Raw genomic sequence first — 11,915 nt, forward strand, 5'->3', positions numbered from 1 at the left:
GCGGCCATGATCCGCTCCCAAAGCGCATCACCTTGGCTGCCGTCGCGCAGGTAGAGCTCATAGCCCAGCTCACTTGACCACCCCGTGCGCGACACGATGAGCGGAATCCCGTCCAGGTCGACTTCGCGCAGCCAATAATACTTCAGATCCATGATGCTCTCGCCTAACAGCTCTTGCATGATCAAGCCCGAGTTCGGCCCCTGAAGCTGGAGCGGTGAGACATCAGGCTCTCCAATCCGGACATCCATTCCCGAATGCACGGCAACCCCCTGCGCCCAAAGCAGAATGTCGCTATCCGCCAGCGAAATCCAGAAATGGTTCTCAGCGAGACGCAGCAAGATCGGATCGTTCAAAATACCGCCATCTGCATTTGTGATCAGGATGTATTTGCATTGGCCTACAGCCATCTTGGAGAGATCGCGCGGCGTGAGCATTTGTACAAATTTAGCAGCATCAGGCCCCGTGATCTCAACCTGACGCTCCACGGCGACATCACACAAGATGGCTTCGTTCACAAGGTTCCAGAAGTTTTGCTCGGGGTCACCAAAATCACGTGGGATGTACATATGGTTATAAACAGAAAAAGCCTTTGCGCCCCAGCGAACTGTTGCTTCAAAGTAAGGTGATTTACGGATTTGTGTGCCGAAGCCAAAGTCGTCTGCTTGTGTCATGTTTTCGCCCTTATAGCAGGTGGCCTGACAGGCCAATATCGTTTCAAACCTAACGACGATTTAGTCTGAAGTTTTAGAAATATGCGGCCTGATAATGCCCCAAGATCAGGCCAATCAGACCAAATATCAGGCCTACAGAAGACCATTCGGTCTCTATCTGCGCTCACTCGCTTTTTGCGGTCAATCTCGCCAAATTTGGCTGGCTTCGTTTGACCTGACGAGTCGCGATATACGTCATGTAGCGTTCGATCGCGAGATCAGCAGAGAGCATCTCCTCCATCAGTCGCTGAAACGCAGCCAGACTGGGCGTCACTGTTTTGAGAACGTAATCCATGCCACCACCAGTCGCGATGCAATCGGTGACTTCATCAAGCTTGTGGATATGGTTTTCAAACCGGTCAAATTCAGCCTTGCGATGTGAACCAAGAGATACGGTCACCACAACCTCTGTAAAATCGATGATCCGCTCCAAGGCCAGCTCAGCATGATAGCCGCGAATATAGCCCGCCGCCTTGAGCCGATCCAGACGCGCCCAGCACGGTGTGGAAGAGAGGTTCACAAACTCGGCCAGCCGTGTTTTGCTCAGCTGCCCATGCTGCTGAACTGCGCTGAGGATGCGAATGTCTGTGGCATCAAGCCCAGTTTTTTTCATAGCAATCAATGGTTTCTCTGAAGCGAAAAACATCCTTTAAAGTTACTCGGCTTTGACCGAGTTAACTGATTTAGACCTTTGCAGCGAAATTTTGCATCTGGTTTTCCGACCAATTGCTTCATGATCCCGCCAATGTGGCTGTCAAAACAGCCTAGCCCTTCTAGGTCCATACCATTTAAAAAAGGCTCCTACACAGCCTTTGATTTTAGCGCCTTTGCCATAAGCTCCAAGAGCGTCGCTTGTTCGAACACTGAAAGGGTTGGCAAAATATCAGCTTGGAGTGACAAAACGATTGGCCGCAGTTCCTCCAGAAGCGCTTTACCCTGTTCTGTAAGTTCAAGCTTGAAGGCGCGACGATCGGCTTGGTCACGCCGTCGCATAACAAACCCCTTCTGCTCCAAACGCTTGATCACTGCACCGATGGTCGCACGGTCATAAGCGATACGTTGTGCAACGGTCGCCTGATCCAAACCTTCATTCGTATCCAACGTATTCAGCGCTGCAAATTGAACTGACGTGAGATCAAAACCGCCCGCTTTCATTCGGTCCTGAAACACCGACGTGGACTGTTGGTGCAGCTTCCTGATCAGGTGACCTGGTAAGTTGGAAAGGTCCAAGGTGTGCCTCACTCTCTGGGTCTAAAAGTATGTATACTTATTATATTGACACAATGCCATATCTTCCGATAAATAGTAAGTGTACATATTAATTATGGCATGAAATGAAATGCAATATCATCTAGACAGAGTCTCCACGGGCGATCCAGCAATCAGCCAACCGTCTGGCGCAATCCATGGCGCCACAGATGCTGTCGATGTTCTAATCGTAGGATGCGGGCCCGCTGGTTTGACGCTCGCCGCACAACTCGCGCAATTTCCTGATATCTCAACCCGAATTTTTGAGAGCAAATCGGGCCCGCTAGAGATTGGTCAGGCAGATGGAATAGCTTGTCGATCGGTCGAGATGTTCAAGGCTTTTGGCTTCGCAGAAAAAGTCTTGAAAGAAGCTTATTGGGTGAATGAAGTCGCCTTCTGGCGGCCCAACGAAAACGGCACAGGATTGCGTCGCGCCGACCGCATTCAGGACGTTGAGGACGATCTGTCCGAAATGCCCCATGTCATTCTCAGTCAGGCACGGGTGCATGACTTCTACCTTGAAATCATGCGCAATTCGGCCAGCCGGCTTGAACCAGATTATAGTCGTGAGCTGATTGACCTCACAACCGATCCCAGTGCAGAGTACCCAACAACTGCAACATTTCGTGACCCGAATGGCGAAACCGAAACCATCCGCGCGCGTTATGTCGTTGGCTGCGACGGCGCGCGCAGCAAGGTGCGCAAGGCAATGGGCCATGACCTAAAGGGAGAAGCCGCGCGCCAGCTTTGGGGTGTGATGGACATTCTCGCGATCACTGATTTCCCAGATATTCGCCTGAAAGCAGCTATACAATCAGCAGACCAAGGCAGCATCCTGATCATTCCGCGCGAAGGCGGGTATTTGGTCCGCTTGTACATCGAGCTGGACACACTCAAAGGCGATGAAAGAGCAGCAGATCGAGGCGTCACCTCCGAGATGCTAATTGCAAAGGCCGGCGACATCCTAGCACCCTATACATTGGACGTAAAAGAGGTCGCGTGGTGGTCGGCCTATGAGATCGGTCAACGCGTTTGTGACGCCTTTGACGATGTGCCAGACACCGAGCGTTCATTCCGCACACCCCGCGTTTTCATTGCAGGTGACGCCTGCCACACCCACAGTCCAAAGGCAGGACAGGGTATGAACGTGTCTATGGCCGACACATTTAATCTTGGTTGGAAGCTTGCAGCGGTTCTGCGCGAACAGGCCGCCCCGGCCCTGCTTCACACTTACTCTGAAGAACGCTGCGCAAAAGCCAAGGAGTTGATCGACTTCGATCGTGATATGGCCCGCCTTTTCAGCGTCAAACCGCAGAACGCAATCGAGGCCGAACAGTTCCAAAGCTACTTCAAAAAACACGGGCGCTACACCGCTGGTGTTGAAACGCGTTACGATCCGTCCCTGATCACAGCGAGCGATGAATTTCAGCATTTGGCAGCTGGGATGAAAGTCGGGATGCGTTTCCATTCCGCGCCAGTGGTTCGCTTGGGTGACGGAAAGCCAATGCAGCTTGGCCACACTATAAAGTCGGACGGACGCTGGCGGCTGATCGCTTTTGCGGGCGCAGGCGACAACGGGCAAACCGAGGGTCGCATCGCGGCGCTCTGCCACTATCTTGAACAAGACCCGAGAAGTCCTGTTACAAAGTACACACCAAGTGGCAGCAATATCGACGCCGTTATAGATGTGCGCGCCGTATTCCAATCCCCCCACAGGGACATCGCGCTAGAAGCGCTACCCCGCTTATTACTTCCCGCCAAGGGACGTTATGGCCTGCTGGATTATGAAAAGGCGTTTTGCCCCGACCATAAATCGGGCCCTGATATTTTTGATCAGCGAGGCATCGACCGCCAAAGCGGAGCGCTCCTCATTGTGCGCCCGGATCAGTTCATCGCCAAAATCCAACCGCTAGAGGATTACTCAGAGCTTGAGCGCTATTTCGATGAGTTCATGATTTCAGCGTAACAGCCAACGAAGGTGCAATCAGGGTCGCTCCCCCGCAGAGCGGCCTCAAATCAGCAGCCCCGCCGCCCCCTCGTGCTTCAGCAGCCAAACCTTGGTTTCAACCCCGACACCCCCTGAAAATCCGCCCAGCCCCTGCGCGCCAAGCACACGGTGGCACGGGATAATGAGCGGCAGTGGGTTGCCACCACAGGCCTGCCCGACAGCTTGCGCAGGCACACCCAGCTGCTTTGCGATCTCTCCATACGTCAAAGTCTCACCAAACGGGATTTGCCCCATCACAGCACAGACATCTTGCTGAAACTGCGAGCCGCGCACCCTCACCGCAAGCTCAAAGACACGCCGCTCCCCGGCAAAATACGCCGCAATCTGGCGTTCCGCCTCACAGAGCAGATCACTGCTGTCCTCGAAGCCTCCGCCCCACTCCAGCGCCACAAGCGCGCCACCCTTCTCAGAGAGCGTCACTGTGCCTGTCGGTGTGTCTAGCGAGCGTTTCATAGCCGCGTCAAAACCACACCCGCGACAATCAGACAGGCCGCAACAGCTTTGCCACGGTCCATCCTGTCGCCAAACACCAGCCAGCCAATGAGCACAGCAAACAAAATTGAGGTCTCTCTGAGCGCCGTCACCAAAGCAATCGGCGCAACCGTCATGGCCCAAACGGCGATTGCGTAAGCGCCGTAAGAAGCACTTGCCGCCAAGGCCCCCACACCCCAGTCTTTTGCACTGGCCCGCAAGGCCACACGGCCTCGCAACGTAAGAATAAGCGGCGTGAAAAGGGCTGCATCCAGCGCAAAGAGCCAGCCGACATACATCACAGCATTGCCCGCCTCGCGCGCGCCCAGCCCGTCCACAAGCGAATATCCAGCTGTCATGCAGGCCGAGCCCAGCGCCAGCGGCACAAGCTTGCGGCTTTCGCCATGGGCAAACGCGCCCCGCGCCATCAGCGCAATCCCAAGGCCCAGAAGGGCAATCGCGCCGTATTCACCTGCCTGTATCACATCAATCAGAAGCAAAGCCGAGACCAGCGTCACGATCATCGGCGCAGCACCCCGCGCAATCGGATAAACGCGGCTTAAGTCACCCTGTTCATAGGCAAAGGCGAGGAAAAGCTTGTAGCCCGCATGAAACAGCCCAGATGCGCTCAGCCACAGCCAGATATGCGCCTCGGGCCAAGGCTGGCTCAAAGCAATGCAAAAGCCAGCAATCCCCTGCACCAAAGTCAGGATAAACATAGAGGCAATCTTGGACGCACCCGTCTTGATGAGCGCGTTCCAAGTCGCATGTAAAAGCGCTGCACCAAGGACAGCCAGAAAGACCGTCAGGCTCACGCGTAAGCCCCCTCAGCGCAGCGCCAAATCACCCCAGCGCCTCGCTGCAGCGCTGACATGTGCCCGCATGTTTATGCGTGCCCACATCTGGCAGGATCTTCCAGCAGCGCTCGCATTTTGCGCCTTCAGCTTTTTCAAACTCAACACCAATCCCCTCGATCTCAGGCAAGCGGAACGCCTGATCAGAGATCGGATTGTCTGTGAGCGAGACAGCGGACGTGATACAAATATCCTCAAACGGAACCGACTTCAGCGCCGCCAGCATGTCTGCATCCTGCACATAAACAATCGGAGCCGCTTCCAAAGACGCACCAATCACCTTATCAGCCCGCTGCACTTCCAGCGCAGCATTGACGACACGCCGCGCGCGGCGCACGTGGCTCCATTTTGCAGCCAAAGCCTCGTCCATCCACGCCATCGGCGTCTCCGGCATATCTGTGAGATGCACAGAGCCTTCGCTGTCAGGGAAGCGTGACAGCCAGACATCCTCCATCGTGAACACAAGCACAGGCGCAAGCCATGTGGTCAAACGCGCAAACAGAAGGTCCATAACCGTACGTGCCGAGCGCGCCCGCAGGCTGTCGCCATCGCAATACAGTGTATCCTTACGGATATCGAAGTAAAACGCCGAAAGCTCAACCGTACAAAAGGTAAAGACAGCCGAGAACACCCCTTGGAAGTCAAACGCGCGGTAGCCTGCGCGCACTTGCCCGTCGAGCTCCGCCAGACGGTGCAGGATATAGCGTTCAAGCTCTGGCATATCGCTCGGCTCAACCCGCTCGTCTTCCTTGAAGTGCGACAGTGCCCCCAACATATAGCGCATCGTGTTGCGTAGGCGTCGGTAGCTGTCCGCCACGCCCTTCAAGATTTCAGGTCCGATCCGTTGATCGGCAGTATAATCTGTCTGAGCCACCCAAAGCCGCAGAATATCCGCGCCATATTGCTTGATGATCTCTTCGGGAACGATGGTATTGCCAAGTGATTTGGACATCTTCATGCCCTTCTCATCCAGCGTAAACCCGTGCGTCACAACATTGCGGTAAGGCGCGCGCCCGAGCGTGCCACAAGCCTGCAGCAGGGAAGAATGGAACCAGCCACGATGCTGGTCGGTCCCTTCCATATAGACGTCGGCAATCCCGTCCGCCGCGCCGTCTTCTCGATCACGCAAGACAAATGCGTGTGTTGAGCCAGAGTCAAACCAGACGTCAAGCACATCATAGACCTGCTCCCATTCGTCCGCGTTATAACCTGCGCCCAAGAAGCGCTCTTTCGCGCCGTCCAGATACCAGCAGTCCGCGCCCTCGTCCTCAAAGGCCGCAGCGATCCGCGCATTGACCTCAGGGTCGCGCAGAAGGAAGCCCTCTTCGGTGGGCAACAAGCCCTTCTTGGTAAAGCACGTGAGCGGAACCCCCCAAGCACGCTGGCGAGACAAGACCCAATCAGGCCGCGCTTCGATCATGCTGTAGAGACGGTTGCGCCCCGTCTGTGGCGTCCATTTGACGAGCTGGTCAATAGAGTTAAGCGCCCGCTCACGGATCGACTTGCCCATCGCATCCTGCCCGTCGCCCACGGCGCGGTCAACAGATGCAAACCACTGTGGCGTGTTGCGGTAAATGATCGGCGCTTTAGAGCGCCAGCTGTGTGGATAGCTGTGCTTGATCTTTCCACGCGCGAGCAAACCGCCCACTTCAACAAGCTTGTCGATCACAGCCTTGTTCGCGTCGCCCTCGCCGCCCTTGCGGTTGAGGATATACTTCCCGCCAAAGAACGGCAGATCAGCCCGAAAGCCGCCATCGTCCATCACGTTGTAGGTGATGACCTCTTCAAGCATCCCCAAATCGCGGTAAAGCTCGAATTCCTCCATCCCGTGAGACGGCGCACAATGCACAAAGCCCGTGCCTTCCGTATCAGTCACAAATTCCGCTGCTCGGAAATCACGCGGTTGGTCCCAATAGCCCTCGCTGCCCTCAGCGCCCGCAAGCGGATGCAAAAGGCTCAAGCCCGCAAGTTCCTCGGAGGTGACATCTCGCACACGGTTCCACATCCCCGCCTCCAGCCGCGCCTTGGCAAAGACGTCGCCCGCAAGGTTGTCGGCCAGCAAGAACCGTTCGCCCACATCGGCCCAGCACTCATCAGGCGTGCCCGTCACCTCGTAAAGCCCGTAAGAAATCCCTGCGCCGTAGACCACAGCCTTGTTGCTAGGCATGGTCCAAGGCGTCGTTGTCCAGATCACAACTTTCGCACCCTCAAGATCGGCTCCGCCAACAACCTTGAATTTCACCCAAACAGTAAAGCTCTCCTTGTCGTGATACTCGACTTCGGCCTCCGCCAGCGCGGTCTGCTCCACAGGGCTCCACATCACAGGCTTGCTGCCCTGATAGAGCGTGCCGTTCATAAGGAACTTCATGAACTCTTCTGCAATCACCCGCTCGGCGTGATAATCCATCGTTAAATAAGGATCAGCCCAATTCCCCGTGATGCCGAGGCGCTTGAACTCTTCACGCTGGATATCCACCCAGCCTTCCGCAAACTTGCGGCACTCCTGACGGAAATCGACGATATTCACATCGTCCTTGTTCTTGCCCTTCTTGCGATACTGCTCCTCGATCTTCCACTCGATGGGAAGCCCGTGACAGTCCCAGCCAGGCACATAGCGCGCATCATGCCCCATCATCTGGTGGCTGCGCACAATCATATCCCTGATGGTTTTGTTGAGCGCATGACCAATGTGCAAATGCCCGTTCGCATAGGGAGGGCCGTCATGCAGGATAAACGGCTCACGCCCCGCGCCCTTTTCGCGCAGACGGTCATAAACGCCGATCTCAGCCCAGCGGGCCAGCCACTCGGGCTCGCGCTTTGGCAGTCCCGCGCGCATCGGAAAATCGGTTTCAGGTAGATTGAGCGTGTCTTTATAGTCAGGCGTGTCGGCGCACATATCAGGCGTCCTTCGGATCAGGTTTTCAAGGGTGTGTGGCGTGTCGGCGTGGGCTCCCCAAGCGCCTTTTCCCGACGGCTCTTGCTCAGAGCGTCGGGCAAATAATTCGTATAACGATCAGGGCAATCTCTGTCATAAACCGCGTTATAAGCCGCTCTTTCGCCACCGTCCATAGCCTCCATCACCAGCGACAATCTGCCCCCTCGTGCCCAGTCCCCATTGGGCAGAGCATAGCTTCACCCAAACCAAGGCCACACCATGTCCCAGATCGCCCCGCGCTTTGCCATCACGCCAGACGACATCGACACTGTGATGAGCCGCTTTTACAGGCTCATCCGCGCTGACGCGGCGCTCGGTCCGATCTTTGCCGCGCATGTGACCGACTGGCCCGAGCACGAAGCCAAAATCGGCAGCTTCTGGAAAAAGGCGATTCTGCATGAAGACAGTTATTCAGGCAATCCCATGATGACCCATATGGGCGTGACCCAAATACGCGCACACCACTTTGAAATATGGCTCGCCCTCTTTGATGAGGTCCTCGTCAAAACACTCGCACCAGCCCCCGCCGCCTCTTTCTCGGCTCTTGCACACCGTATAGGTCGCGGGTTGCGCCTCAGCATAGAAGACCGCGACAAGCCCAAAGGGTCCGTGCCCATCTTTTCCTGAGCCAATCTTCCGCTGGCCAGATCTTCCGCTTTCCATAAATATCCCGGGGTGAGCGCGAGAGGGGCAGTCAAAGCGCAAACCCTAGTCTGCCTTCGGCCTCACTGGCTTGGCTTTCCGCTTCGGCTTGGCCTCTGGCTCAGAAGTCAGCTCCACCTCAGGTTCAGGCTCAAGTGCTGTTTCAGGCTTGGGCCCCTCGGGCGCGGACATAACAGGGGCGCCATCGTCCCAACCGTCGGAAAGTTTACGGTTGAGCCAGGTCAGCCCCAGCAAAGCCTGCCCCAACCCCATAAACGAGAAGACCCGCGTCAGCCCTGAAAGCCCAGACATATCCACCAAAAACACCTTGGCAATGGTCAGCCCCACACCCGCCATCGCAAGCTTGCGCAGACTGACAGACCGCCGTTTATAAGCCAGAAGCAACAGCACAATCGATGTGACCAGCATCAAGACCGTATATGCATAAAGCTCCCCGTCGGTAACGCCGCGCACCGCAAGGTTGTCGCCCCGAAACAGCCGCCGCGTCTCATAAATCAGATAGGTTGCGCCATACAGTCCCGCCAGCCCATAGCCCGCCTGTCGGACAATCAAACGTTCAGCCAGTTTCCAAGCCGCAAAGGCAAACATCATTGCCACAGGCACATACGCCACCATAAGCGTGTCAAAGAGATACGGCCCACGCACAAGTTCGCGGCTGAAAAGCCCACCAAAGAGCGGGTTCGCAAAAGCGAACTGCGCCACAAGGCAGAGTGCTGCCATGCCACCAAAAAGCGCCATCAAAACATAGCGCATCCAGCGCAACAGCCCAGAGTGCGTCGCGCCAAGCCGATAGACCTGCGCCAAAGCCGCACTGCCCCAGATAACAGCCCAGAGCCCAAGGCCCCAGTGACTGAAAAGATCATCGTCAAACACCCGCATCAGCGCGACAGCCACACCAGCCAAAGCGATCAGCCAAAGCGCGGAGTCCACCGCCACCTTGGCAGGCATCCGCGCCGCCTCATTGCCGCCAAACCACCAGGCCGCCGCCAAAAGTGCGAGCACGCCAACATAGGCCACAAAGGCGTCAAAGGCGCTGGCCACTTCCACAGCCCAGAAAATGCCCGGATCGGCGATCAGGCGGTAAGTGATCACCGCAACACCGATCTGCACAAACCAGCCCAGAAGCGGCAGATCAAGCTTGCGGTCCGCCAACACGATCAAAAGAACCATCGCCGCCAGAGCCAGCGACAGCGCCGTCTTGGTCAAGATCAGGAACAGTGCCATGGCGATAAGCGTCAGCGCCGCGAGGGCAAACAGCCCCGTGCGTGCCTTCCAAAGCCCGTCTCCATCACCCGCCCTTGCGCAGCGCTCTGCCAGAAAGGTCATAAACGCTGCCAGCGCCACTGCCGTCAGCGCCCAGGGGTAGCCGCCAATCACGCGGCTCACAGGCCACACAAACTCCAAAATAAGAAACACAGCGGGCCCAAACACAGCCGCGCCCAGCCCCCAAATAAGCGCCGCATTGCCCTTGGCCTCGCCGCTCGCCCGCGTCATCCGCCAAAAAGCAACAAGCGAGACAAACGCACCAAGGGCAACGAGGCTGTAAGCAAGCCAGCCCATGCTTGGCGCATTAGGCTCAGGGTCTGTGCTCACCCCGCGCAATAGCTCTTGCACAAGCACGCCGCCCTGCATCCCGTGCAAGAGCAGCCCCGCCAGAAGCACACCCGCTGGAAACACAACCAGATCATAAAGCGCACGCGCACCCTCCGCCCAGATCGCCACAGCGGCAAACAGCATGAGAAGCATGCCAAACCCGAGCCAGACTTCAGCGGTCGTATTGCCACCCATCACAAGCGAAAGCCCCGCCAGCGTTGCAACCGCCACAACACCGCCCGCAAGCCGCGTCGGAAACCCCGCGAAGCGCGGGCTGGAGCTGAACATCTCGCTCAAAGCCGCGCCATCATGGTTCGGCACAAGGCTGCGCACAGGGATCGTCATGCTCGCCAGCGTCACAATGATAATCGAAGCCGCAAAGGCAAAATCACCCGTATCGGCGGCATACAAAAGCCAGACCGCAGCAAGCCCAAGCACCAGCCCAAGCACAGAAATCCACGCCCAGCGCTTTACCGTATCAATGCCAAGCGCCATCAAAATCACGAGCACAAAATAATAGTAAAGGTCAGGTGGCGCCCCTGCCCCCGTGCTCAAAACAAAAGGCGCAGCCATCGCGCCAATAATCCCGATCGCCGCCAGCACAGGCCCATAAAACCAGCCCAGCACCATGGCAAACACAGACACAGCGACAAGACCCGCAAGTGCCATATTTGAGCCGATCAGCCCATACATCAGCCGCGCCGAGAGCACCCCCGCAAAAAGCGTAATGACCCCCGCGCCAGACAGAACAGACGGCACATGACGCATCGCCTCCTCGCCCTCATCACCATAGCGGCGGCGCACATATTCGCCCGCCGCCACGAGAGCACCACCAAAGCCGAAAGCAGCCATAACCCGCCAGAACGGGCTTAGCACACCATGCTCGATCCCGTATTGAACCATGAAAATACCCGCAAACCCAAGTGAGGCCGCCGCAATCGCCAAGACCCAATTGACCTTGAGCCAATCCGTGATGGGCCTCCATTTTTCCCCCGGTAAAGACAAAGGCTTTTGGCTCTGTGGGTGCGGCAGACACAGGTCTGCGCGCTACTGGGGGCACAGAGCTGCGCGCCGCCTTATCTTGAACGCTGGCTGCCGCCGCGGGTTGCACTCGCGCGGGTGTGGCACTCGCCGTCATGGGCTCGGATGTCGTGGTTTGGGGCGCCTCGGGTTCAGACACAAGCTCGGTCGCAGGGGTTTTCGCAGGTCTCAAGCCTTCTCGCTTCAAATCGCGAAGCTCCTGCGCCAGCATGCCAAGGTCTTTTTGCAAATCCCTGATCTGGCGCTGCAGGCTGCCTTGCCGCACAAGCGCCACGGGAACTCCAAGTAAAACCAGACTTGCAAAGGCAATTGCCAACAAAACAAGAAGACCGTCCATGGCCCAAACCCCTTAAACAAACTAGGCGCAGGCTAGGCGCTACACCCTCACAAAA

8 protein-coding genes and 1 pseudogene are annotated in these 11,915 nt (G+C 56.8%); 2 read left to right on the forward strand and 7 right to left on the reverse strand.

Annotated elements, in window-relative coordinates; genetic code table 11:
• From P8O11_RS02725 to P8O11_RS02735, 3 genes and pseudogenes are all read right to left on the reverse strand, one after another.
• Nucleotides 1-671: pseudogene (locus P8O11_RS02725) on the reverse strand (glycine cleavage system protein T); the annotation flags it as partial.
• Between the two features lie 163 nt (nucleotides 672-834).
• Nucleotides 835-1,323, reverse strand: coding sequence for an Lrp/AsnC family transcriptional regulator (locus tag P8O11_RS02730; protein WP_300291390.1), 489 nt, complete (start codon nucleotides 1,321-1,323; stop codon nucleotides 835-837).
• Nucleotides 1,324-1,511: 188 nt separating this feature from the next.
• Nucleotides 1,512-1,940, reverse strand: coding sequence for a MarR family transcriptional regulator (locus P8O11_RS02735; RefSeq protein WP_300291393.1), 429 nt, complete (start codon nucleotides 1,938-1,940; stop codon nucleotides 1,512-1,514).
• 109 nt (nucleotides 1,941-2,049) lie between these two features.
• Between P8O11_RS02735 and P8O11_RS02740 the strand changes: the two genes are divergently transcribed.
• A complete protein-coding gene (locus tag P8O11_RS02740; protein WP_300291395.1) occupies nucleotides 2,050-3,924 on the forward strand; it encodes an FAD-dependent monooxygenase in 1,875 nt (624 codons plus the stop codon).
• A 45-nt stretch (nucleotides 3,925-3,969) separates the two neighbouring features.
• Here the strand turns inward: P8O11_RS02740 and P8O11_RS02745 are convergent, their stop codons facing one another.
• The 3 genes from P8O11_RS02745 to ileS are packed head-to-tail and all read right to left on the reverse strand — an operon-like array spanning nucleotide 3,970 to nucleotide 8,187.
• Entirely contained in the window at nucleotides 3,970-4,419 is a 450-nt protein-coding gene (locus P8O11_RS02745) for a methylated-DNA--[protein]-cysteine S-methyltransferase (RefSeq protein ID WP_300291397.1), read from the reverse strand.
• The gene (locus tag P8O11_RS02750; protein ID WP_300291399.1) at nucleotides 4,416-5,252 is read right to left on the reverse strand and encodes a DMT family transporter; all 837 of its coding nucleotides are present in this window, start codon (nucleotides 5,250-5,252) and stop codon (nucleotides 4,416-4,418) included. The genes P8O11_RS02745 and P8O11_RS02750 overlap by 4 nt, the downstream gene beginning before the upstream one ends.
• Nucleotides 5,253-5,280: 28 nt before the next feature.
• Nucleotides 5,281-8,187 carry an isoleucine--tRNA ligase gene (gene ileS / locus P8O11_RS02755; protein WP_300291401.1) on the reverse strand — a complete coding sequence of 969 codons (2,907 nt, stop codon included), beginning with the start codon at nucleotides 8,185-8,187 and terminating at the stop codon, nucleotides 5,281-5,283.
• Nucleotides 8,188-8,445: 258 nt separating this feature from the next.
• Between ileS and P8O11_RS02760 the strand changes: the two genes are divergently transcribed.
• Nucleotides 8,446-8,853: a group III truncated hemoglobin gene (locus tag P8O11_RS02760; RefSeq protein ID WP_300291404.1), complete on the forward strand. Its 408-nt coding sequence runs from the start codon at nucleotides 8,446-8,448 to the stop codon at nucleotides 8,851-8,853.
• Nucleotides 8,854-8,934: 81 nt separating this feature from the next.
• Here the strand turns inward: P8O11_RS02760 and P8O11_RS02765 are convergent, their stop codons facing one another.
• On the reverse strand, nucleotides 8,935-11,487 hold the full coding sequence (locus tag P8O11_RS02765; protein WP_300291406.1) for a DUF2339 domain-containing protein: 2,553 nt from the start codon (nucleotides 11,485-11,487) through the stop codon (nucleotides 8,935-8,937).
• Nucleotides 11,488-11,915: the final 428 nt, after the last annotated feature.

The sequence above is a fragment of the Lentibacter sp. genome (genome assembly GCF_029254145.1).
In the GTDB taxonomy this organism is placed as follows: Bacteria; Pseudomonadota; Alphaproteobacteria; order Rhodobacterales; family Rhodobacteraceae; genus Lentibacter.

Coding starts and splice junctions, on each gene's coding strand:
- P8O11_RS02730 (WP_300291390.1), bottom strand. CDS start 1,323: ATGAAAAAAACTGGGCTTGATGCCACAGACATTCGCATCCTCAGCGCA.
- P8O11_RS02740 (WP_300291395.1), top strand. CDS start 2,050: ATGCAATATCATCTAGACAGAGTCTCCACGGGCGATCCAGCAATCAGC.
- P8O11_RS02745 (WP_300291397.1), bottom strand. CDS start 4,419: ATGAAACGCTCGCTAGACACACCGACAGGCACAGTGACGCTCTCTGAG.
- ileS (WP_300291401.1), bottom strand. CDS start 8,187: ATGTGCGCCGACACGCCTGACTATAAAGACACGCTCAATCTACCTGAA.
- P8O11_RS02760 (WP_300291404.1), top strand. CDS start 8,446: ATGTCCCAGATCGCCCCGCGCTTTGCCATCACGCCAGACGACATCGAC.